The 23,606-nt window shown below is 56.3% G+C and carries 20 protein-coding genes; 11 read left to right on the top strand and 9 right to left on the bottom strand.

Features of this window, described 5'->3' with window-relative positions:
* Positions 1-11: 11 nt before the first annotated feature.
* From nagZ to HMPREF3143_RS18910, 4 genes are all read left to right on the top strand, one after another.
* Positions 12-1,037 (top strand): beta-N-acetylhexosaminidase, encoded by a 1,026-nt coding sequence (gene nagZ, locus HMPREF3143_RS18925; protein WP_025911802.1) that lies wholly within the window; start codon positions 12-14, stop codon positions 1,035-1,037.
* Between the two features lie 34 nt (positions 1,038-1,071).
* The gene (ycfP, locus tag HMPREF3143_RS18920; protein ID WP_008500781.1) at positions 1,072-1,614 is read left to right on the top strand and encodes an alpha/beta hydrolase YcfP; all 543 of its coding nucleotides are present in this window, start codon (positions 1,072-1,074) and stop codon (positions 1,612-1,614) included.
* Between the two features lie 237 nt (positions 1,615-1,851).
* Positions 1,852-3,156, top strand: coding sequence for an NAD(P)/FAD-dependent oxidoreductase (locus HMPREF3143_RS18915; protein WP_008500780.1), 1,305 nt, complete (start codon positions 1,852-1,854; stop codon positions 3,154-3,156).
* Between the two features lie 193 nt (positions 3,157-3,349).
* A complete protein-coding gene (locus HMPREF3143_RS18910) occupies positions 3,350-3,889 on the top strand; it encodes a glycine zipper 2TM domain-containing protein (RefSeq protein WP_008500779.1) in 540 nt (179 codons plus the stop codon).
* Positions 3,890-3,949: 60 nt separating this feature from the next.
* Here the strand turns inward: HMPREF3143_RS18910 and comR are convergent, their stop codons facing one another.
* Positions 3,950-4,585 (bottom strand): TetR family copper-responsive transcriptional repressor ComR, encoded by a 636-nt coding sequence (comR, locus tag HMPREF3143_RS18905; protein WP_008500778.1) that lies wholly within the window; start codon positions 4,583-4,585, stop codon positions 3,950-3,952.
* A 244-nt stretch (positions 4,586-4,829) separates the two neighbouring features.
* On the opposite strand from comR, the gene bhsA reads away from it, so the two are divergent.
* A complete protein-coding gene (gene bhsA, locus HMPREF3143_RS18900) occupies positions 4,830-5,087 on the top strand; it encodes a multiple stress resistance protein BhsA (RefSeq protein WP_008500777.1) in 258 nt (85 codons plus the stop codon).
* Between the two features lie 75 nt (positions 5,088-5,162).
* Here the strand turns inward: bhsA and HMPREF3143_RS18895 are convergent, their stop codons facing one another.
* The 3 genes from HMPREF3143_RS18895 to HMPREF3143_RS18885 form a co-directional block, all read right to left on the bottom strand.
* Entirely contained in the window at positions 5,163-6,128 is a 966-nt protein-coding gene (locus tag HMPREF3143_RS18895) for a L,D-transpeptidase LdtC (RefSeq protein ID WP_049122085.1), read from the bottom strand.
* 147 nt (positions 6,129-6,275) lie between these two features.
* Positions 6,276-9,722 carry a transcription-repair coupling factor gene (gene mfd / locus HMPREF3143_RS18890; protein WP_070534082.1) on the bottom strand — a complete coding sequence of 1,149 codons (3,447 nt, stop codon included), beginning with the start codon at positions 9,720-9,722 and terminating at the stop codon, positions 6,276-6,278.
* A 148-nt stretch (positions 9,723-9,870) separates the two neighbouring features.
* A complete protein-coding gene (locus tag HMPREF3143_RS18885) occupies positions 9,871-10,944 on the bottom strand; it encodes an acyltransferase family protein (RefSeq protein ID WP_032663773.1) in 1,074 nt (357 codons plus the stop codon).
* A 256-nt stretch (positions 10,945-11,200) separates the two neighbouring features.
* On the opposite strand from HMPREF3143_RS18885, the gene lolC reads away from it, so the two are divergent.
* From lolC to cobB, 5 genes are read left to right on the top strand one after another with little or no spacing between them, the layout of a single operon-like run.
* Positions 11,201-12,400: a lipoprotein-releasing ABC transporter permease subunit LolC gene (lolC, locus tag HMPREF3143_RS18880; protein ID WP_045372942.1), complete on the top strand. Its 1,200-nt coding sequence runs from the start codon at positions 11,201-11,203 to the stop codon at positions 12,398-12,400.
* Entirely contained in the window at positions 12,393-13,094 is a 702-nt protein-coding gene (gene lolD / locus HMPREF3143_RS18875) for a lipoprotein-releasing ABC transporter ATP-binding protein LolD (RefSeq protein WP_008500772.1), read from the top strand. Before lolC ends, lolD begins: the two co-directional genes overlap by 8 nt.
* Positions 13,094-14,338: a lipoprotein-releasing ABC transporter permease subunit LolE gene (gene lolE, locus HMPREF3143_RS18870; protein WP_045372940.1), complete on the top strand. Its 1,245-nt coding sequence runs from the start codon at positions 13,094-13,096 to the stop codon at positions 14,336-14,338. Before lolD ends, lolE begins: the two co-directional genes overlap by 1 nt.
* Positions 14,339-14,391: 53 nt before the next feature.
* On the top strand, positions 14,392-15,303 hold the full coding sequence (gene nagK / locus HMPREF3143_RS18865; RefSeq protein WP_045372938.1) for an N-acetylglucosamine kinase: 912 nt from the start codon (positions 14,392-14,394) through the stop codon (positions 15,301-15,303).
* A gap of 14 nt (positions 15,304-15,317) precedes the next feature.
* On the top strand, positions 15,318-16,139 hold the full coding sequence (cobB, locus tag HMPREF3143_RS18860; protein WP_008500769.1) for a Sir2 family NAD+-dependent deacetylase: 822 nt from the start codon (positions 15,318-15,320) through the stop codon (positions 16,137-16,139).
* A gap of 45 nt (positions 16,140-16,184) precedes the next feature.
* Here the strand turns inward: cobB and HMPREF3143_RS18855 are convergent, their stop codons facing one another.
* Complete coding sequence (locus HMPREF3143_RS18855) at positions 16,185-18,116, bottom strand: methyl-accepting chemotaxis protein (RefSeq protein ID WP_045372937.1); 1,932 nt, start codon at positions 18,114-18,116, stop codon at positions 16,185-16,187.
* A gap of 236 nt (positions 18,117-18,352) precedes the next feature.
* Between HMPREF3143_RS18855 and HMPREF3143_RS18850 the strand changes: the two genes are divergently transcribed.
* A complete protein-coding gene (locus tag HMPREF3143_RS18850; protein WP_070534081.1) occupies positions 18,353-19,582 on the top strand; it encodes an EAL and HDOD domain-containing protein in 1,230 nt (409 codons plus the stop codon).
* Positions 19,583-19,629: 47 nt separating this feature from the next.
* On the opposite strand, the gene potD is transcribed toward HMPREF3143_RS18850, so the two are convergent.
* Genes potD through potA form a run of 4 tightly spaced genes read right to left on the bottom strand, consistent with a single transcriptional unit; the run spans position 19,630 to position 23,438 of the window.
* Positions 19,630-20,664, bottom strand: a complete 1,035-nt coding sequence (gene potD, locus HMPREF3143_RS18845) for a spermidine/putrescine ABC transporter substrate-binding protein PotD (RefSeq protein WP_032663767.1) — start codon at positions 20,662-20,664, stop codon at positions 19,630-19,632.
* Positions 20,661-21,452 (bottom strand): spermidine/putrescine ABC transporter permease PotC, encoded by a 792-nt coding sequence (gene potC / locus HMPREF3143_RS18840; RefSeq protein WP_008500765.1) that lies wholly within the window; start codon positions 21,450-21,452, stop codon positions 20,661-20,663. The genes potD and potC overlap by 4 nt, the downstream gene beginning before the upstream one ends.
* Entirely contained in the window at positions 21,449-22,306 is an 858-nt protein-coding gene (gene potB, locus HMPREF3143_RS18835) for a spermidine/putrescine ABC transporter permease PotB (RefSeq protein WP_055321332.1), read from the bottom strand. The genes potC and potB overlap by 4 nt, the downstream gene beginning before the upstream one ends.
* On the bottom strand, positions 22,290-23,438 hold the full coding sequence (gene potA / locus HMPREF3143_RS18830) for a spermidine/putrescine ABC transporter ATP-binding protein PotA (protein ID WP_175441128.1): 1,149 nt from the start codon (positions 23,436-23,438) through the stop codon (positions 22,290-22,292). Before potA ends, potB begins: the two co-directional genes overlap by 17 nt.
* Positions 23,439-23,606 lie beyond the last annotated feature (168 nt).

Genomic DNA, 23,606 nt, shown 5'->3' with positions numbered 1-23,606 from the left:
GAGAGGTGGATGTGGGTCCAGTCATGTTGGATGTAGAAGGGTTTGAACTGGATGCGGAGGAGCGTGAAATCCTGGCGCATCCGCTGGTGGGGGGCCTGATCCTGTTTACCCGCAACTATCACGATCCGGCGCAGCTGCGCGAGCTGGTGCGCCAGATCCGCGCCGCGTCGCGCAACCATCTGGTGGTCGCCGTCGATCAGGAAGGCGGCCGCGTGCAGCGCTTTCGCGAAGGGTTTACCCGCCTGCCGGCAGCCCAGTCTTTTGCCGCGCTGCTCGGCACGGAAGAGGGCGGGACACTGGCGCAGGAGGCCGGCTGGCTGATGGCCAGTGAAATGATTGCCATGGATATCGACATCAGTTTTGCCCCGGTTCTGGACGTGGGGCATATCAGCGCCGCCATTGGCGAGCGCTCGTACCATGACGATCCGCGCATTGCGCTGGCCATGGCGACCCGCTTCATTGACGGCATGCACGATGCCGGGATGAAAACCACCGGGAAACACTTCCCTGGCCACGGGGCGGTAACGGCGGACTCGCATAAAGAGACCCCGCGCGATCCGCGCCCGGAAGCGGAAATTCGCGCCAAAGATATGTCGGTGTTCAGGTCGCTTATCACCGACAACAAGCTGGATGCCATCATGCCTGCGCACGTGATTTACAGCGACGTTGACCCACGTCCTGCCAGCGGCTCTCCGCACTGGCTGAAAACCGTTCTGCGTCAGGAGCTGGGCTTCAATGGCGTGATTTTCTCTGACGATCTATCAATGGAAGGGGCGGCGATCATGGGCAGCTACGCTGAACGCGGCCAGGCGTCGCTGGATGCAGGTTGCGATATGATCCTGGTCTGCAATAATCGTAAAGGTGCCGTTAGCGTGCTGGATAACCTGTCGCCGATCAATGCAGAGCGTGTTACACAATTGTATCATAAAGGTTCATTTAGCCGTCAGGAGCTGATGGATTCGGCGCGCTGGAAGACGGTCAACGCCCGGCTAGAAGACCTGAATGAGCGCTGGCAGGCACATAAAGCCAGCCTGTAAACCCTCCCGGAAGGCGTAGCGTGGTGAGAAGACGATGATCATCTATTTACACGGTTTTGACTCAAACAGCCCTGGTAATCATGAGAAGGTACTGCAGCTGCAGTTTATCGATCCGGATGTCCGGTTGATCAGCTACAGCACGCGCCATCCGAAGCATGATATGCAGCATCTGCTCAAAGAGGTGGACAAGATGTTGCAGCTCAACGTGGACGATCGGCCGTTGATTTGCGGCGTGGGGCTGGGCGGCTACTGGGCGGAGCGGATTGGCTTCCTGTGCGACATCCGCCAGGTCGTATTCAATCCCAACCTTTTCCCGAACGAAAACATGGAAGGCAAAATCGACCGCCCGGAAGAGTATGTCGATATTGCGACCAAGTGCGTCAGCAATTTTCGGGAGAAAAACCGTGACCGCTGCCTGGTGATCCTGTCGCGTAACGATGAGGCGCTCAACAGCCACCGGGCGGCAGAACTCCTGCATCATTACTATGAAATTGTCTGGGACGAAGAACAGACCCACAAGTTTAAGAATATCTCCCCGCACCTCCAGCGCATCAAAGCCTTTAAAACGCTGGGCTAAACCACAGCCTGCCACTTCAGAAACCCGGTCGCGAACGCGCACCGGGTTTCTTTTTGTCCAGAATTGTCTACTTTTAAGCCATCAAAACTTGATGCATATCAATTTTGGTATGACCAATGCGCCTGACGTGGTATTCTCAATGCACCTGAATGGTTTCAGTGCTGTAACCTGTTGTTAATTAAGGGTTATTTTTATAACTTTTAATTAACAATTGGTTAATAATTTGAGGGGGTCACGTTGACTACGCCATTGAAAAAGATAGTGATTGTAGGCGGTGGTGCTGGCGGGCTGGAGCTGGCGACACAGTTGGGTAAGAAGCTGGGGCGCGGTAAAAAAGCCAAAATCACGCTGGTGGATCGTAACCACAGCCACCTGTGGAAACCGCTGCTGCACGAAGTAGCGACCGGCTCTCTGGACGAGGGCGTGGACGCGCTCAGCTATCTGGCACACGCGCGCAACCATCATTTCCAGTTCCAGCTGGGCTCGGTGGTGGACATCAACCGTGAAAGCAAAACCATCACTCTGGCAGAACTGCGTGATGAAAAAGGGGAGCTGTTGGTTCCTGAGCGCAAGCTGCCGTACGACACCCTGGTCATGGCGCTGGGCAGTACCTCCAACGACTTCAACACGCCGGGCGTGAAAGAGCACTGTATCTTCCTCGATAACCCGCACCAGGCGCGTCGTTTCCATCAGGAAATGCTGAACCTGTTCCTGAAGTACACCAGCAATATGGGTGCGAACGGTAAGGTCAATATCGCCATTGTCGGCGGCGGTGCGACGGGCGTTGAGCTGTCCGCTGAGCTGCACAATGCGGTGAAGCAGCTGCACAGCTACGGTTACAAAGGGTTAACGAACGAAGCGCTGAACGTCACGCTGGTCGAAGCCGGTGAACGCATTCTGCCTGCGCTGCCTCCGCGTATTTCCGGTGCGGCGCACAATGAACTCACCAAGCTGGGCGTGCGGGTGCTGACGCAGACCATGGTGACCAGCGCCGACGAAGGCGGCCTGCACACCAAAGACGGCGAGTATATCAAAGCGGATCTGATGGTCTGGGCGGCGGGTATCAAAGCGCCTGACTTTATGAAAGATATCGGCGGCCTGGAAACCAACCGCATTAATCAGCTGGTCACGGAGCCAACGCTGCAAACCACGCGTGACCCTGAAATCTTTGCTATCGGTGACTGCGCCTCCTGCGCCCGTCCTGAAGGTGGATTCGTGCCGCCGCGCGCCCAGGCTGCACACCAGATGGCAAGCCTGGTCCTGCACAACATTCTGGCGCAGTACAAAGGCAAGCCAATGAAGGCCTATGTTTACAAAGACCACGGTTCTCTGGTGTCTCTGTCAAACTTCTCAACCGTCGGCAGCCTGATGGGCAACCTGATGCGCGGCTCGATGATGGTAGAAGGGCGCATTGCCCGCTTCGTGTACATCTCCCTGTACCGTATGCACCAGATTGCGCTGCACGGCTACTTCAAAACCGGGCTGATGATGCTGGTGGGCAGAATCAACCGCGTGATCCGTCCGCGTCTGAAGCTGCACTAATCTTTCACTCCCTCCGGGCTCTCCGGAGGGAGTTTTTAGCATTTCATGCTGTAGATCACAGTTTGACTGCTTAAGAGTTCTCCTAAATAGAATATATCTCCTCGCTATGCCCCTTTTTTGATCCTTTATCTGATTGGCGAAGCCGTGCCTCCATTGCAAAATTGTTACCAATAGCAACAAAGGAGGAAGTCCCGTGAATAAATCAATGTTGGCGGGTATAGGGATTGGCGTCGCGGCTGCGTTAGGTGTGGCTGCCGTTGCCAGTCTCAACGTATTAGACCGCGGCCCGCAGTATGCGCAGGTGGTTTCTGCTACACCGATTAAAGAAACGGTAAAAACGCCTCGTCAGGAGTGCCGCAATGTCTCCGTGACGCATCGTCGTCCGGTGCAGGATGAAAACCGTATCGCCGGTTCTGTTCTGGGTGCGGTAGCGGGTGGCGTGATTGGTCACCAGTTTGGCGGCGGCCGGGGTAAAGATGTGGCGACCGTGGTCGGCGCGCTGGGTGGCGGCTATGCCGGTAACCAGGTGCAGGGCGCGATGCAGGATAACGATACCTACACCACGACTCAGCAACGCTGCAAAACCGTCTATGACAAGTCGGAAAAAATGCTGGGTTATGACGTGACGTACAAAATTGGCGATCAGCAGGGCAAAATCCGCATGGATAAAGATCCGGGCACGCAAATTCCACTCGATGGAAATGGCCAGCTGGTTCTGAATAACAAAGTGTAAAAAAGATGTTCTCTGAATTTAGCTCCTCATGCGCTCAGGCTGAGGAGCTTTTTTTTTGCTTCAGATTTTGAGGAGCTCAGGCCACAGCCGCAGCGTGGTGTCGCTGATATTCTGCAGTTTTTCCAGCGTTGCCCCTTCACGGGCGCTGATCGACATCCCCTGCAAAATACAGCTCAGGTATTGCGCCAGCAGCTGAGGGTTGCACTGTGCAGGGATTTCACCGCGCTGCTGCCGCTGAGCCAGAAAGGCGCTCAGCGTCTCCTCCTGCATGGCATGACGCGATTTCACCGTATTGGCAATCTCTTTCGAGGACGCCGCCAGGGTGGCAGAGGTGTTAATCATAAAGCAGCCAGCAGGCGTGTCCTTACTGGTGAAGCAGGTCGCGACGGCGGTGAAGTAATCCCGAAGCGCCTGTTCAACGCTTTTCTCTTCACAAAACAGCTGGGCTTCGTGTTTCGCCGCAAAGCGCGAAATGTATCTGTCCAGCACCGCCCTGAACAGCCCCTCTTTATTGGTAAATTCGGCATAGAGCGTCGGCGCTTTGGCGCCGGTGGCTTCTACCAGATCGGAAAGCGAGGTTGCTTCATACCCATGTTGCCAGAAGAGAGTCATGGCCTTATCAAGCGCTGCATCCCTGTCAAACACTTTTGGTCGGCCACGGCTTTTCTTTGCACAACTCGTGACGTCGGTTGTCATGTGCCGTTGGTCCTCTGTTGGTTTGTTGAATGACCATTATAAAAATAAACGCAAGTCACCACCAGCGCTGAATGCTTAAAAATAAATTAATCATATGAGTATGAAAAATAACGACTTTAAAATTAAGTTAACGACCATTATAAAATTGTGTTGACGTGTGAGATGGATCACATTTATGATTTACCTATCGATCGTTAACTAAATAGCTAACGACCTCCAAATTCATCTGCTAAAGGTAAACATCATGAAAAACGTAAAAACCCTCATCGCTGCTGCTGTCCTGAGTTCACTCTCTTTCGCAAGCTTTGCGGCTGTACAGGTACAGTCCACCCCGGTCGATCAGCATAAAGTCGGGACGATCTCTGCGTCTGCCGGGACTAACCTGGGTTCACTGGAAGATCAGCTGGCGCAAAAAGCGCAAGAGATGGGTGCAAAATCTTACCGCATCACCTCTGTGACTGGTCCTAACACCCTGCACGGCACCGCTGTCATCTACAAATAAGCCGGGCATAAACCCTCATTTATGCCACTGCAATAAAAAAACGCCCTGCTTAGCAGAGCGTTTTTTATTTATGATTTACATCGATTGCTGGATGACATCGTGATGCCGGGTGACGTCGGTCGGCATGCCTGAGCGGGCCTCCATTGCGCGCTCCATCACCTCGCTGTTGGTATTCGCATTCGTTTTAAAGCTTACCATCGCGGCATTCAGGTTAATGGGCAGCGTCTGCGGGTCATCGCCAATGTTTTTCGATAGCGGCTGATGAATTTCAACCAGCCGCACGCCGCCCGGCTCCTCAGAAACCTTGATCGGCGTATTGATGATATTGACTTTGGTACCCGGCGTAACGACGTTAAACAGCGTTTTGATATCGTCATCGCGCAGACGAATGCAGCCGGAGCTGACGCGCATGCCGATGCCAAAGTCCGCGTTCGTTCCGTGCAGCAGGTAAACGCCGCCGTAGGCCGCCAGACGGATCGCGTGGTGACCCATCGGGTTATCCGGGCCTGCTGGCACCACGGCTGGAAGATCGATGCCCTGAGCTTTATACCGGGCACGAATATTGGCCGTTGGTGTCCAGGTTGGATTCGCGCGTTTATCCGAGACGGTCGTGACCATCGTCGGCGTCAGGGTGTCGCCGCCCAGCTGACCAATACCAATCGGGTAGACGGTCACCTCATTTTTACCCGGCGGGTAATAGTACAGACGCAGCTCCGCCAGATTTATGACGATCCCCACACGCGGAGCGTCCGGCAGGATAGTCTGTAACGGGATAGTCAATACGCTGCCCGCGCGCGGGACGTAGGGGTCGACGCCAGGGTTCGCCTGCAGCAGGGCCAGAAAACCAACGTTATATTTTTTGGCAATGGCTTCCAGCGAACCGCCATTATTTTCAACCACATGAAAGCGGTTTTCCCCCACCACCTTGCTGCCGGGCGGAGGAAGGGGCCAGGTATTTGCGCGAGCGGGAAGCGCAACCGCAACGGTGGCTGCCAGCGCAAACAGGGTTAACCAGCGAGTAATACGCGAAGAGGTCATCATCACCATAATCCATGTAAATGATAAGGTTATTGTTTTATAAGGCGTTAACGATAATTATGGCGAATGGGTGTGTCGGGAAGATCGGGTGAAGTGCAAAGAGTTTGTAAATTGTCCCCCGTTAGCGCTGGGCTAACGGGGGAAGGGAGGTCAGGCGATCGCGTTCTCTTCCAGCTGGCGCATAAAGTTACGCACCCAGTCCATGCGGGTTTTGCGCTCCGTCAGCTCCTGGGTAAATTTGAGACGCGTTGGGCCATCCAGACGGAAATGCTGCGGCTGTTTTTGCAGCAGACCGATGAGCCACATCGGGTTGACGTGGTTCTTCTCGGCGAACTCAATCACGCCGCCTTTTTCGTTGCCTTCAAGCTTGCGAATGCCCAGCTTCTGCGCCTGCTGGCGCAGGCGCGCGATATCCAGCAGATTTCGCGCCGCATCGGGCAATAGACCAAAGCGGTCGATCAGCTCAACCTTAATCTCTTCCAGCTCGTTTTCCGTCTTCGCACTGGCGATGCGCTTGTAGAACGACAGGCGGGTATTCACGTCCGGAATGAAATCGTCCGGCAGCAGGGAAGGCATGCGCAACTCGACCTCGGTCTGCTGGCTGGTGAGATCTTCCAGCGACGGCTCGCGCCCGGCCTTCAGGGCTTCAACCGCGTTTTCCAGCAGTTCCATATAGAGCGAGAAGCCGATGGTCTCCATCGAGCCGCTCTGGTCCTCACCCAGCAGTTCACCGGCACCGCGGATCTCGAGATCGTGCGTGGCCAGCGCGAAGCCTGCGCCGAGGTCTTCCAGCGAGGCGATGGCTTCCAGACGCTTCTGCGCGTCGGTGGTCATCGCTTTCGGGTGCGGCGTCAACAGCCAGGCGTAGGCCTGATGGTGCGAACGCCCGACGCGGCCGCGCAGCTGGTGAAGCTGCGCCAGGCCAAAGTGATCCGCACGTTCAATGATGATGGTGTTCGCCGTCGGAATGTCGATCCCGGTTTCGATGATGGTGGTGCACACCAGCACGTTAAAGCGCTGATGGTGGAAGTCGTTCATCACCCGTTCCAGCTCGCGCTCGCGCATCTGCCCGTGACCGATAGCAATGCGCGCTTCCGGCACCAGCTCCGCCAGCCTGTCGGCCGCTTTCTGGATGTTTTCCACGTCGTTGTACAGGTAATAGACCTGACCCCCGCGCAGCACTTCACGCAGAATGGCCTCACGCACCACCAGATTATCGTATTCGCGGACGAAGGTTTTTACCGCCAGACGGCGCGCCGGCGGCGTGGCAATAATCGACAGATCGCGCATGCCGCTCATTGCCATGTTCAGGGTTCGCGGGATCGGCGTCGCGGTCAGGGTCAGGATATCGACGTCGGCGCGCATCGCTTTGATGCGTTCCTTATGACGCACCCCGAAGCGGTGCTCTTCGTCGACGATCAGCAGCCCCAAATCTTTCCACTTCACGTCGCTTTGCAGCAGCTTGTGTGTACCGATCAGAATGTCAATTTTGCCTTCGCTTGCCTGCTCCAGGATCTGCGTCTGCTCTTTGGTGCTGCGAAAACGTGACAGCATCTCGATGCGTACCGGCCAGTTGGCGAAGCGGTCTCGGAAGTTGTCGAAATGCTGCTGAGCGAGCAGGGTGGTTGGCACCAGCACCGCCACCTGCTTGTTGTTTTCCACCGCAAGGAAGGCGGCGCGCATCGCCACTTCGGTTTTACCGAAGCCGACGTCGCCGCACACTAAACGGTCCATCGCCAGCGGCTGGCACATGTCGCTCAGCACGGCGTTAATGGCCTGAGCCTGATCCGGCGTGGTTTCAAACGGGAAGCTGTCGCAGAAGAGCTGATACTGTTCCTTATCATGCTTAAAGGCGAAGCCCTCTTTGGCCGCGCGCTGGGCGTAGATATCCAGCAGCTCGGCGGCCACGTCGCGCACTTTTTCCGCGGCCTTCTGGCGCGCGCGCGCCCAGGCGTCGCCGCCCAGCTTGTGCAGCGGCGCGTTCTCTTCGGCACCGCCCGCGTAGCGGCTTATCAGATGCAGGGACGACACCGGGACATACAGTTTGGCGTCGTTGGCGTAGGTCAGCATCAGGTATTCACCTTTAATGCCGCCCGCCTCGAGCGTGGTCATGCCCTGATAGCGCCCAACGCCATGCTCCAGGTGCACAATCGGCTGGCCCGGATGCAGTTCGGCCAGGTTGCGGATCAGCGTGTCCGGGTTGATGGTTCGACGGCTGTCCTGACGACGGCGCGCGACGCGCTCGCCCAGCAGGTCGCTTTCGCAAATCAGCGCCAGGTTGTTGAGCGTGTCGATGAACCCATGCTCGGCGGCGCCAATCATCAGGTAACGGCCGTTTCCGGTCGCTTCGCTCAGGCGCAGGATGCGCTTCGGCGCCACCTTAATGCGTCCCAGCAGCTCACCTAACGCTTCGCGACGGCCTTCACTCTCAACGGAGAACACCACCGGGCCGGTAAACGACTCCAGAAACTTGCGCAGATTATCCAGTGGGGATTTCTGCTGCGCCTGGACGGCCAGGTCCGGCAGCGTCCGGAAGGCGAGGTTGGTGTTGGCGGCCTTATCGGCAAGCGAATCGGTTTTCAGCTGCATCCGCGGCCAGCGCTTCAGCTCGGCGTTGAGCTCGTCGGTACGCAGCCACAGCGCTTCCGGCGGCAGCAGCGGACGCATCGGGTCAACGCCCCGGTTTTCGAAGCGAGCGCGGGTTTCGCTTTCAAAGCGGCTGGCGCTGGCGTCGATATCCCCGGTGTTAACAATCAGCGTATTCGCCGGGAAGTAGCTGAACAGGGCAGGCAACGGCTCGCTGAAGAACAGCGGCTGCCAGTATTCAATCCCGGCAGGCAGCGTGCCTTTGCTGACCTGTTGATAAATATGTTCCGCGTCGCGCTTCACCTCGAACTTATCGCGCCACTGGCTGCGGAACAGTTCGATAGCGGTTTTGTCCGTCGGGAACTCATGTGCGGGCAGTAAATTGATGGACTCCACTTCCTCCAGCGTGCGCTGGGTGTCGGCGTCGAAGACGCGCAGGCTGTCGATTTCATCATCGAAAAAGTCCAGACGATACGGCTGGTCGCTGCCCATCGGGTAAAGGTCGAGCAGCGCGCCGCGGGTCGCATATTCCCCGTGCTCCATCACCTGATCGACGTGGCGATACCCGGCGCCGTCAAGCTGCGCCCGCAGGGCATCACGGGACAGGCGCTGGCCTTTTTTCATTACCAGCGCATGGCCATGCAGGTAGCTGTGCGGACAGACGCGCTGCATCAGGGTGTTTACCGGCACAATCAGCACGCCGCGCTGCATGGTCGGGAGTTGATACAGCGTCGACAGGCGCGAGGAGATGATCTCCTGGTGCGGGGAGAAGCTGTCATAGGGCAGCGTTTCCCAGTCGGCCAGGCTGAACACCAGATTATCGGTGAACTGGCGAATTTCATCGTGCAGGCGCAGGGCGTTTTGCATATCCGGGGCAACCAGGATCACCGGGCCAGGATGACGCTCAGCAATTTCCGCCACCAGCGTGGCGCACGCTGCGCCCGTGAGTTCACCCAGCTGGCGCTGGTCGCCCGCTTTGACAGGCAAGGAATAACGATAGTGTTCAGGCATGGCTATGTCAGAGTCTCTTATGGATATACCAACAGTATTGGGGCATATCACTGATACGCAATGTCTTTATTATCCTCGATCGTTTTACATAAGCAAATCGTAACCGCACGGCGGGGTTATACGCCCCCGAAAGGGGGCGGAGAGGGCATTAACGGGTGGTCGGCGAGAGCGTAAGCGTCGAAGGCGGAGAAAAGAAAATGTCCCCGAACAGCGCGGTGGAGAGTTTACGCACCCCCAGCCCGGCCAGGGTACAGATAAGCAGGCTGGCAAACGGGTAGACCAGAATTAAGGTGAGTTCAGCCCAGAGCGGCCAGTACGCGGCATTCATCTCGCCAATCAGGAACAGGCTAAAGGCCTCAATGAGGATGCGGTGGGTGGTATAAATCGCAATGGTATTGGAGCCAATCACGTTCAGCAGGTTGTCAGGGTGAACGGCATAGCGCTGCTCAACGCTGTAGAACAGCTTCATGATCAGCACAATCGACAGCAAGGAGAGCAGCAGCGGAACGTTAGCAAACCACAGCACCACGGAGACGGCGGCGAAAGCGCCCGTTGCCAGCCAGGTGCGGCGCAGGTTTAGATTTTTCATCCATGCCATCAGCTCAGCGCCATACCACGCCCCTAGGCTGTAGTAGATCATGTTGCGTACCACGCTGTTCATTCCCCACCACGGCAGCGGCAGGAAGTTGATCGCGATGCTTGCCAGCGCCAGCAGTCCCAGCATCGGCAGCTTCCAGCGGCTCAGCAGTTTACACAACGTGAAGTAGACTACCAGGGCATACAGATACCACAGGCTGGTGCTGGCGGTGAGCATCCCTTGCACAAATCCCAGGAGCGAATCGGCGTAGGCCGCGTTCGACGAGGTGGCAACCTCGCGATCGGGCGCCAGCCAGGCGTTCAGGTGGGTCAGCGCCTGCCATTGCAGAATCCCCCACAGCGCCAGAACCCAGACAATGCTCCAGATTCGCTTGTCGAGGCTGGTTCGCCAGTCCACCTCGTCAATATAACGACGGATCAGGTAGCCGGAGATAAAGAAAAAGACCGGCATACGGAAGGGGGCGAGATAGAGATTAAAATAGATCCAGCATTTGGCGAGAAGGCCAGAGAGCGGGTGTTGCAGCCCGATCAGGTGCGGATAAAACGTGATAACTGAATGGTAGATAACCACCAGGCAGATGCACAGCCCTTTTATCTGGTTAATCCATAATGCTTTTTGCTTCATTGTTCGCAACTACCTTATTGCCATAGACGAACGAGCAATTGTTGTTAAACGAAACTGGGCTGTAATGGGTAACAGTCTGTATCAGGAGGTTTTTCGGAAAAGGTGGAGGTTACGAGGTGCGGTTTCAGATATTAGTATCCTGATTTATCTGAATTTTTTGGAAAAATGATTACCAAAGCTTACGGTTTCAGTCATTTACGCTTAACGGATTCGCTTATATACTCGTGGGTCTGCTATCAGCAAACAGACGGACTTCATGTATCAACCTGTCGCACTCTTCATAGGCTTACGCTACATGCGTGGGCGCGCCGCGGACCGCTTCGGTCGCTTTGTCTCCTGGCTTTCGACTATTGGCATTACGCTTGGCGTGATGGCACTGGTGACGGTGCTTTCCGTCATGAATGGCTTCGAGCGCGAGCTGCAAAACAACATCCTGGGGCTGATGCCGCAGGCCGTACTCTCATCCACTAACGGTTCGGTTAACCCACAGCAGCTGCCGGAAAGCGCGGCGAAGTTACAGGGCGTCACGCGCGTTGCGCCGTTGACCACAGGTGACGTGGTGCTGCAAAGCGCCCGCAGCGTGGCGGTCGGCGTGATGCTGGGTATTGACCCGGCGCAAAAAGATCCGCTGACGCCGTATCTCGTTAACGTGAAGCAGACTGACCTGGAAGCCGGGAAATACAACGTGATTCTGGGTGAACAGCTTGCCGGTCAGCTTGGCGTCAACCGTGGCGATCAGCTGCGCGTAATGGTGCCTTCAGCCAGCCAGTTTACGCCGATGGGGCGTTTGCCAAGCCAGCGTCTGTTTAACGTGATTGGTACTTTTGCTGCCAACAGCGAAGTCGATGGCTACCAGATGCTGGTTAACATTCAGGACGCGTCACGCCTGATGCGCTACCCGGCCGGCAATATCACCGGCTGGCGCCTGTGGCTCGACGCGCCGCTGAAGGTCGATACCCTCAGCCAGCAAAAACTGCCGGACGGCACCAAATGGCAGGACTGGCGCGAACGTAAAGGCGAGCTGTTCCAGGCCGTGCGGATGGAGAAAAACATGATGGGGCTGCTGCTGAGCCTGATCGTCGCCGTGGCTGCTTTTAACATCATCACCTCGCTGGGACTGATGGTGATGGAGAAGCAGGGCGAGGTCGCTATCCTGCAAACCCAGGGGCTGACGCCGCGGCAGATCATGGCCGTGTTTATGGTGCAGGGGGCCAGCGCCGGTATCATCGGCGCGCTGCTCGGGGCGGTGCTGGGTGCGCTGCTTGCCAGCCAGCTCAACAATTTAATGCCGATCATCGGCGCGCTGCTTGACGGCGCGGCGCTGCCAGTGGCTATCGAGCCGCTGCAGGTGGTCGGTATTGCGCTGGCCGCGATGGCCATTGCGCTGCTTTCAACGCTTTATCCTTCCTGGCGCGCCGCCGCCACTCAACCCGCTGAGGCTTTACGTTATGAATAAGATCCTGTTGCAATGCGACAACCTGTCCAAACGCTATCAGGAAGGCACTGTGCAAACCGACGTGCTGCACAATGTGAGCTTTAGCGTGGGCGAAGGCGAGATGATGGCGATTGTCGGCAGCTCCGGCTCCGGTAAAAGTACCTTATTACATCTGCTGGGCGGGCTGGATACCCCAACCAACGGCGACGTGATTTTCTCCGGCCAGCCGATGAGCAAAATGTCCTCGGCGGCGAAGGCCGAGCTGCGTAACCGCGAGCTGGGCTTTATCTACCAGTTCCACCACCTGCTGCCGGACTTCACGGCGCTGGAAAACGTGGCGATGCCGCTGCTGATTGGCAAAAAGAAACCGGCTGAGATTAACGCCCGCGCCAGCGACATGCTGAAAGCGGTAGGGCTGGGCCATCGCGGAAACCACCGTCCGTCGGAGCTGTCCGGCGGCGAGCGTCAGCGCGTGGCGATTGCCCGTGCGCTGGTCAACAACCCGCGTCTGGTGCTGGCGGATGAGCCTACCGGTAACCTGGACGCGCGCAACGCGGACAGTATTTTCCAGCTTCTGGGCGAGCTGAACGCCTCGCAGGGCACCGCGTTTCTGGTGGTGACCCACGATCTGCAGCTGGCAAAACGCATGGGGCGCCAGCTTGAGATGCGCGACGGCCATCTGAACGCGGAACTGACCCTGATGGGAGCAGAGTAATGGCGTCACCGTTATCGTTACTCATCGGTTTACGTTTTAGCCGCGGCCGCCGTCGCGGCGGCATGGTGTCGCTGATCTCCGTTATCTCGACCATCGGTATTGCGCTGGGTGTGGCGGTGCTGATTGTCGGCCTGAGCGCCATGAACGGTTTCGAGCGCGAGCTGAATAACCGCATTCTGGCGGTGGTACCGCACGGGGAGATCGAACCGGTTAACCAGCCGTGGACGAACTGGAGCGATGCGCTCACCAAAGTTGAAAAAGTGCCGGGCATCGCCGCGGCTGCGCCCTACATTAACTTTACCGGGCTGGTGGAGAGCGGGGTAAACCTGCGCGCTATCCAGGTGAAAGGGGTGAACCCGACGCAGGAAGCGCGCCTCAGCGCGCTGCCGAACTACGTGCAGAACGGCGCGTGGGCCAACTTCAAGGCGGGCGAGCAGCAGATCATCATGGGTAAAGGCGTTGCTGATGCCCTGAAGGTGAAGCAGGGCGACTGGGTGTCAATCATGATCCCGAATGCCAGCGCCGATCACAAACTGCAGCAGCCAAAGCGCGTGCGCCTGCACGTTACCGGTATTCTTCAGCTGAGCGGTCAGCTTGACCACAGCTTTGCGATGGTGCCGATGGAGGATGCACGCCAGTATCTCGACATGGGCGACAGCGTGACGGGCATTGCCATTAAGGTGAACGACGTCTTTAACGCTAATAAACTGGTGCGCGACGCGGGCAGCGTGACCAATAACTATGTCTACATCAAAAGCTGGATCGGCACTTACGGCTATATGTACCGTGATATCCAGATGATCCGCGCCATTATGTATCTGGCGATGGTGCTGGTGATCGGTGTCGCGTGCTTTAATATCGTCTCGACGCTGGTGATGGCGGTCAAAGACAAGAGCGGCGACATCGCCGTGCTGCGTACCCTTGGGGCAAAAGACGGTCTTATTCGCGCCATTTTCGTCTGGTACGGTTTGCTGGCAGGACTGTTCGGCAGCCTGTGCGGCGTGGTGATTGGCGTGGTGGTTTCCCTGCAGCTAACGCCGATTATCAACGGGATTGAAAAGCTTATTGGTCACCAGTTCCTGTCGGGTGATATCTATTTTATTGACTTCCTGCCGTCTGAACTGCACTGGCTGGATGTTTTTTATGTGCTGCTTACAGCACTTTTACTGAGTCTGCTGGCAAGCTGGTATCCGGCGCGTCGCGCAAGCCGAATTGATCCGGCGAGGGTATTAAGTGGCCAGTAATTACGTCACGATCTAGCGGCTTTCGGGTCGCCAGATCGAAAGAGGAATGCGTTATGTATTATGGATTTGATATTGGCGGCACCAAGATTGCGCTCGGCGTGTTTGATAAAGACCTCAAACTGCAGTGGGAAACCCGCGTTCCCACGCCGCGCGACAGCTACGACGAATTTTTAACCGCCATTGCCGCGCTGGTGGCGCAGGCTGATGAACGCTTTGGCGTGAAAGGCAGCGTCGGCATTGGTATTCCGGGCATGCCGGAAACCGACGACGGTACGCTTTACGCGGCCAACGTGCCTGCCGCCAGCGGTAAACCGCTGCGCGCCGATCTCTCCGCGCTCCTTGAACGCGACGTGCGTTTAGATAACGACGCCAACTGCTTTGCGCTCTCCGAAGCCTGGGATGATGAGTTCCGTCACTATCCGCTGGTGATGGGGCTGATCCTCGGTACCGGCGTCGGCGGAGGAATCGTCATCAACGGTAAGCCCATCACCGGCCGCAGCTACATCACCGGCGAGTTTGGTCATATCCGCCTGCCGGTGGATGCGCTGGAGGTCGTCGGCCGTGATTTCCCGCTGACCCGCTGCGGCTGCGGGCAGCACGGCTGTATTGAGAACTACCTGTCAGGCCGCGGGTTTGCATGGCTTTACGAACACTTCTATCATCAGAAACTTGAGGCCCCTCAAATCATTACCCTGTGGGAGCAAGGGGATACGCAGGCGCGTGAGCACGTCGAGCGCTATCTGGATCTGCTGGCGGTGTGTCTGGGCAATATTCTCACCATCGTCGACCCGGATCTGCTGGTGATTGGGGGAGGGCTCTCAAACTTTACCGCGATTACGGAACGGTTGTCCGGGCGTTTGCCCCGACATTTATTGCCGGTTGCCCGCGTGCCGCGTATTGAACGCGCGCGACACGGGGACGCAGGAGGCATGCGCGGAGCCGCATTCCTTCATCTCACCGATTAGTTTACGAGGTTTCTATGCTGTCGCGTCGCCAGGGTCGACTCAGCCGTTTTCGCAAAAATAAACGCCGCTTGCGTGAGCGCTTGCGCCAGCGGATCTTTTTCAGAGACAGAATGATGCCAGAAGCGATGGATAAACCCAGAGTGGTGGTGCTGACCGGGGCGGGGATCTCCGCCGAGTCAGGGATTCGAACCTTCCGCGCGGCGGACGGGCTGTGGGAAGAGCACCGCGTAGAGGATGTCGCCACGCCGGAAGGCTTTGCCCGCGATCCGGATCTTGTGCAGGCGTTTTACAACGCCCGCCGTCGTCAGCTTCAGCAGCCTGACGTCGCGCCGAATGCCGCGCATCTGGCGCTGGCGAAGCTGGAAGAGGCGCTGGGCGATCGTTTTCTGCTGGTGACGCAGAATATCGACAACCTGCATGAGCGAGCCGGTAACAGGAACATCATCCATATGCACGGTGAGCTGCTCAAGGTTCGCTGTGCCTGGAGCGGTCAGGTGCTGGACTGGAAAGAGGACGTGCTGCCGGAGGATAAGTGCCACTGCTGCCAGTTCCCGTCGCGCCTGCGTCCGCACGTGGTCTGGTTCGGCGAAATGCCGCTGGGAATGGATGAGATCTACAGCGCGCTGGCGATGGCCGACGTGTTTATCGCCATCGGCACATCCGGCCATGTTTATCCGGCGGCGGGGTTTGTCCACGAAGCGCGGCTGCACGGCGCGCATACGGTAGAGCTCAACCTTGAGCCAAGCCAGGTGGGCAGCGAGTTTGAAGAGAAACACTACGGTCTGGCAAGCACGGTTGTTCCGGAATTTGTCGACAAGCTGCTGAAAGGTCTGTAACGCGAATCGCGTGAAAAGGCACCCGCCGGGCGGGTGCCTTTTTATTTAAGAATGAAAGAACGCCAGCGTCTTCTCCAGCGATTTAGCCTGCTCGTCCAGCGAAAGCGCCGCCGCAGAGATCTGCTGAACCAGTGAAGCGTTCTGCTGGGTGGTGCTGTCCATCTGGTTGACGGCGGTACTGACCTGGCTAATCCCCCGATTCTGCTCGTCCAGCGCCTGAACAATGTCGTTGATGACCAGATGCACGTGCGACACCGCCTCAATCACCTGTTTCATCATTACGCCGGTCTCATTGACCAGCTCGACGCCTTTGCTGACGCGGCCTGAGGACTCGGCAATCAGCTGAGAGATCTCTTTGGCCGCGTTAGCGCTTCGCTGCGCAAGGTTGCGTACTTCACCTGCGACTACCGCGAAACCGCGTCCCTGTTCACCTGCGCGCGCCGCTTCAACGGCCGCATTCAGCGCCAGAATATTGGTCTGGAAGGCGATGCCATCGACGATACTGTTAATCTCACCGATCTTGCGCGCGCTCTCATCAATCTCGCCGATCACCACGACCACATCGTTCACCAGCGTTTCGCCATGCCCCGCAAGGCTCGCGGCGCGATCGGTCAGGGTGGTCGCCTTGTGGGCGTTGTCGGCATTGTTCTTCACCGTAACCGAAATCTCTTCCATGCTGGCAGCGGTTTCAACAATCGCTGCCGCCTGTTCCTCGGTACGCGAGGCGAGATCAAGGTTGCCCGCCGAAATTTCGCTGGTCCCGCCGTGCACGGAGTGGCTGGCTTCGCTGATGTTGTCGACGATGCGCTTGAGCTGCGTTTGCATGGTATGCAGGGCATAAAAAATGCTGTGGGTATCCCCGGATCGCACCGGGATGGTGTTGTTCAGATCCCCGCGGGCGACGGCCAGGGCGATCCCGGCGGCCTCGGAAGGTTCTCCCCCCACCGGACGGTCAACCTTGCGGGTAAAGATCTGGGCCATCACCAGGCTAACCGCAACGATGCTTAACACCATCATGACGATGGCCTTAAGTAAAAATGCGCGCGCTTCGGCCATCACTTCGCTGACCGGGGTGATGATGGCGAGTTTCCACGGCGTCTGGCTATTGCCGACGGCGATCGCCTGCCAGGTGATAAACACCTCTTCTTTCAGCAGCGGATCGTTTACCCGAGTGACGTCATGTCCTGCAATGTGACCCGCGTAAGGCTTGCCTGCCGCACCTTTTTCCGGGCTGGACACCACGTTATTGCCCGCAGACAGGAGCAGGGCGTAGCCTGTGCCGTTCCACGGTTTAATGGCGCCAATCATGGACTGCAGCGTGGCGAGCGAGAAGTCAGAGGTGACTGAGCCCAGAAAGTGACCGTCACGCATGATGGGGGCGGCAATTGAGGTGAGCATCACGTCCACGCCGTTGTAGGGGTAAATATAGGGTTCGATGATCACATCTTTATGCCGCTGTTTCGGCAACAGATAGTAATCACCGCTGCCGGGCGTTTCGATGTCCGTCAGCAGGTGCAATGTCGGTTTGCCGGTGGCATCGCGGTCGACGTAGCGGGCGTAGCGCCCGGCAGGATCTTCACCGCTCTGACCGGCAAAGACGGCATCTTTATCGTCAAACGCGTTGGGCTCAAAGGCCATCGACATGGAGAGAAACGACGGGTGAGCCGAGAGGTAGTGGACGAGCAGCTGGTTCAGGCTCTGGCGGTCGGAAATGCCCGCTTCGCGCAGCGCGAGGGCGCTGTTGCCCATATCCCGGGCGGCAGTCAGGGCAGAATCCAGCTGTTTGCTGACCTGTAAAGCTTGTACCTCGGCTATCTGGCGAATATGGTTTTTGGCCAGCACCTCTTGCTGCGCCATCCATTGCCACATCATAAACCCGATCGTTGCCGTAAAGCCCACCGTCACGGTGAGGAAAATGGACAATAGCATCAACGTCTTGACTCTTATTTTTTGTCTTCGGACCATGGCGTCTTTCATTCTCATCTCCCGTAATGTCGTGCATGTCGGGCAGGCACAAAGTACTTATCGGATATTTCATCTCCTTTCTGTAGAGCGAAGGATATATTTAATTTAAATCCAGACGGTTAATTCCCGTTAATTAGTGTGGATGCTTTTATTTTGTGCATTCAATCAAAATAGTGCTCGATAAAACTCGTTATCGTCGTGTAGAAAGAGGATGCTAATAAATATAAAGTGGTAGAGGAGGATGGGATATGTACGGATTTATCGCGCGACAACCCATTTTTAACCCTGAAATGAATACCGTAGCCTATGAGCTGCTTTTCAGAGACGGGATGACAAATCGTTTTCCGGATGTGTCGGCAGAATATGCCACGTCCAGGATGATATCAGATCAGTTCTTATGTGTGCCGTCCCAGCGCATTGCCGGGGCACATACGTCGTTTATTAATTTCCCTTCAAGGATGGTTATTGACCGCAGTGGAGAAGCGCTTGATAAAGAGAGCGTGGTGATTGAAATCCTTGAAGATGCTGTGCCGGGGGCCGAACTGCTGCAGGCCGTCAGGGAGATGAATGCGCACGGCTATCAGTTTGCGCTTGATGATTTCACCCTTGCGCCAGAATGGGATGTTTTTTTACCCTATATTTCAATCCTGAAATTTGACGTTAGAAATTATACCTTAGCGCAAATTAAAGAGTATCTGAAAGTACGTAAACATCTGACTGGTCATATTAAATATCTTGCTGAAAAAATTGAGACTAAAGAGGAATTCAACCAATACAGAAACGAGGGGTTTTCCCTTTTTCAGGGCTATTTTTTCTGCCGTCCGGAGGTCATTAAATATAAACGGCTGTCGCAAAATCAGCTGGCGATTTTTCGGCTGCAAATGGAGGTCGGACGCAATAAACCTGATTTTCGAATCATCGAGTCGTTGATAAAAACCGATCTCACGCTCTCTTATAAAATCATGCGCTATATGAAGCATACGGCGTTTAAGCATGTCGGCGCCTGTAATTTCAGCAAGTTAACCCTGAGCGAGGTGCTCAGGTATCTTGGCGAAAACCAGCTCCGACGGTTTGTTGCCGTCGTGGTCCTCGCCAGTGCGGGCAATGACACCGTCAGCGAGCTTTACCCGCTGAGTATGATGCGCGGCAAATTCTGCGAACTGCTGGCTGAGACGATGAACGAACCTACTCTGGCTGAAAATGCGTTCATGTGCGGCCTGTTTTCTCTGCTCGATACCCTCCTGGAGCTTCCGATGGCAGAGCTGATGAAGCAAATTGCGGTACCGCAGAGCGTGAGCAACGCGCTGTGCCACCAGGAGGGACGGTTAGCCGACATGATTAACCTCTGCCGTTACTATGAACAGCAGCGGTGGGACGAGGCGACCCGGGCTCGTCAGGCGCTGGGCCTGTCAGATGAAGAGGTGGTTGAGGCGATGCGAAAAGCGACGCTCTGGGCTGGAGAGAATACGGTCAGTTAATCCTTCCTCACGCCGCGCAGGCGGCGTGAGGAAGAACGCGATACCGGTTAGCGGCCCGCTTTTAACTTCTGGTAATACTCTTCGTAGAGGCGGCTGGCGTCGCCGACATCGTTCTGCCACTCACCTTTGCTGATGGTTTCCGCATCCGGGTAGAGCGACTTATCGCTTGCCACTTCCGGCTTCAGCAGCTTGCGTGCGGCCAGGTTTGGCGTCGGGTAGCCAATCGTCTCGGCAACCTGTTTCGCCACATCCGGGCGCAGCAGGAAGTTAATCAGCTTCAGCGCCCCATCCACATTTTTCGCGTTAGCCGGAATGGAGAGGCTGTCCATCCAGAAGATCCCGCCTTCTTTTGGCCAGACTACCTCAAGCGGCGTACCGGCCTGGCGGGCCACATACGCGGAGCCGTTCCACACCATCCCCAGGTTTACTTCGCCTTCCATATACGGGTTTGCCGGGTTATCAGAGTTGAATGCCGCCACGTTAGGCATCAGCTTTTTCAGCTCGGCATATGCCGCTTCAATCTCTTTTGGATCCGTCGTATTGCCAGAGTAGCCAAGCTTGCGCAGCGCCACCTGGAAGACTTCGCGCGCGTCGTCGGTCAACAGCAGGCTGCCTTTGTATTGCGGTTTCCACAGATCGGCCCAGCTTGTCACCGACTTCGGATCGACGGCCTCGCTGTTAACGCCAATCGCGGTTGCCCCCCAGATATACGGAATGGAGTAGTCGTTATTTGGGTCAAACGGCTTGTTGAGCATCTCCGGATCGAGGTTTGAAAAATGGGTTAGCTTCGTTTTGTCGATCTTCTGGATCATGCCTTCTTTGCGCATTTTGTCGACAAAGTAGGTGGAAGGAACCACCAGATCGTACGCGCCATCTTTGTAGGTTTTGAGCTTGGCGTACATGGTTTCATTCGACTCATAGGTCGAGTAGATCACCTTGATGCCCGTCTCTTTGGTGAACTGTTCCAGTAGCCCTGGCGGCACATATTCGGTCCAGTTGTAGAAGTAGAGCGTTTTGCTGTCATCAGCGTGCGCGGCACCCATGCCAAGCACCAGCGCCGCAGCGGCGAGCATTTTTTTCATTTCATTGTCCCCTGAGATTTTGTTTTATCACGAGCAATAACCTGGCTGGCAATCACCAGAACCAGCGAAAACACCAGCAGAATGGTCGCCAGCGCGTTCACCTCAGGTGAGACGCCGACTTTCACCATTGAATAGATCTTCAACGGCAGAATTTCATAGCTCGGCCCGGTCACGAAGGAGGAGACTACCACGTCATCCATCGACAGGGTGAAGCTAAGCAGCCATCCGGCCGCCACGGCAGGCATCGCCAGCGGCAGAATGATTTTACGCAGGATGGTCATCTCGCTGGCACCCAGATCTTTCGCCGCCTCCAGCATGCGCACGTCGAACCCTTTAAGACGCGCAAAGACGGTCACCACCACAAACGGCAGGCAGAAGGTGATATGCGAGAACAGCAGCGACCAGAAGCCAAGCTGTACGCCCAGCAGCATGAACAGCACCAGCAGCGAAATCGCCATCACGATGTCCGGCGACATCATCACCACAAACAGCATGCCGCTGACGAACGGCTTACCGCGAAAGCGATAGCGGTAGAGCGCCACGGCGGTCAGGGATCCAATCAGCGTGGCGAAGGTGGCGGAGAAGATCGCCATCGTCAGCGAGTGCTGCGCGGCCTGCAGCAGGCTGTCATTGTTCATCAGCAGGCTGTACCAGTCGGTGGTAAAGCCCTGCCAGTTAATCCCAAAGCGCGAGCTGTTAAACGAGTTCACGATCAAAATAATGATCGGGATATACAGGTAAGCGTAAATGGCGGTCATAAAACCGCCGCGAAGCAGTCGACCGATCATTCGAGTTCCACCTTCTTGTTCAGCAGCCGTGAGGCGCGCCAGTAAACCAGCAGCATCAGACCCATCACCACCGTCAACGTAATGCTGGTGGCGGAGCCGAACGGCCAGTCGCGAATGTTGAGGAACTGACTCTTGATCACATTCCCAATCAGCAGGTTTTTCGCGCCACCCATCAGGTCCGAAACGTAGAACAGCCCCATGGCCGGAAGCATGACCAACAGACAGCCCGCGATAATGCCGGGCATGGTCAGCGGAATGATAATGCGGATAAAGGTCTGGAACTTGCTGGCACCCAGATCTTTTGCCGCTTCCAGCAGCGGTTTATCCAGCTTCTCAATGCTGGAGTAGAGCGGCATCACCATAAACGGCAGCAGGATATAGACCAGACCCACAATCACCGCGCTCGGGGTAAACATGATGCGGATCGGCGTATCAATCACCCCCAGCCACAGCAGAAATTCATTGAGGTAGCCTTTGGTGCTGAGGAAGATTTTCAGCCCGTATATGCGAATCAGCGAGTTGGTCCAGAACGGCACAATCAGCAGAAACAACAGCAGCGGACGCACCTTTTGCGGCAGACCCGCGAGGAACCATGCGAACGGATAACCCAGCACCAGGCAGGCAATGGTGGCAATCAGCGCCATATTGAGCGAATGCAGCAGCACGTCAAAATAGAGCGGATCGAGCAGGCGCGCGTAGTTGTCCAGCGTAAAGACCAGCGAAACGAAACGGGTATCGTCACGGGTCAGGAAGCTGGTGGCGATGATCATCAGGTTGGGTAAAAAGACAAACAACACAAGCCAACCGACGATCGTGGCAATCACCACATTCTGGAACTTACTTGTGTTCTTCATCAGCCAGTACAACCTCCCAGCTTTCTACCCAGTTGATAACCATTTTCTGGTCGAGAGAGTGGTCGAAGTCCGGGTCGTCCTCATTAAAGAACTCGCTGACCATCACCATTTTGCCGTTCTCCAGCTCGACGACAGACTCCAGCGTCATCCCTTTGTAGTTGCGCTCGCGGATATAGCCGATTAACCCTTCGGCCTCGGTATTGCCGTGAATTTCATCGACGCGCAGATCTTCCGGGCGCAGCAGAACGTTGAGCTTTTGTCCCTTTTCGACGGGGAAATTCACCGTGATGACGCACTCGCGTCCTTCGACGCACGCGCGAACGCGCTGGTCATCCAGACGCTCGATCACCGTGGCGTCGAAGATATTGATCTCACCAATGAAGCTGGCGACAAAGAGATTTTTCGGCTCTTCGTAGATTTCACGCGGCGTGCCGTCCTGCTCGATTTTGCCGTCGCGCATCACCACGATGCGGTCGGACATGGTCAGGGCTTCTTCCTGGTCGTGGGTGACGAAGACAAAGGTAATGCCGAGCTTGCGCTGCAGGGCTTTAAGCTCGTTCTGCATCTGCTTGCGCAGCTTGTAATCCAGCGCGGAGAGGGATTCATCCAGCAGGAGCAGACGCGGCTTGTTGACCACGGCGCGGGCGATGGCCACGCGCTGCTGCTGGCCGCCGGAAAGCTGATGCGGTTTTCGCTGGGCGAACGTCTCAAGCTGCACCATGCGCAGGGCTTCGGTGACGCGCGGTTCGATTTCATTCGCCGGGGTTTTTTGCATCCGCAGGCCAAACGCCACGTTTTCAAACACGGTCATGTGTGGGAAGAGGGCATAGCTCTGAAAGACAGTGTTGACGTGGCGGTCTTCGGCGGGAACCTGGGTGATGTCCTGGTTTTCAAGATGGATATGGCCGTTATCGACGCTCTCCAGCCCGGCGATAAGGCGCAGTACGGTGGTTTTGCCGCAGCCGGAGGGGCCAAGCAGCGTCAGAAACTCACCGTCATTGATGGTGAGAGTGAGGTCGGAAATGACGTCTTTGCCATCAAAACTTTTACGAATTCGTTCCAGTTGCACCAGCGGTGAACGTGAACGGGATTGTGTATTCAATTTTTGCGCTGTCCCATATAGACGCCTCAGGCAGCAGACTGAAGCGGGGTTTGTGTGTAACCACCTTGGTGACTCGTAATGAGGGCGGACATTCTACGGCAATCCCCCGCAATCGCCAATCCTTGTCACTGATTCATAAGCTACATTTACTAACGCATAACGATATAAACGGAATCTATGGTCACTCCCGTTTTTGCA

This window comes from Enterobacter sp. HMSC16D10, from assembly GCF_001807145.1.
GTDB classification, from domain to species: Bacteria; Pseudomonadota; Gammaproteobacteria; order Enterobacterales; family Enterobacteriaceae; genus Enterobacter; species Enterobacter roggenkampii.
The sequence above is the reverse complement of the archived record's forward strand: the minus strand, read 5'-3'. Positions and strand labels throughout refer to the sequence as shown.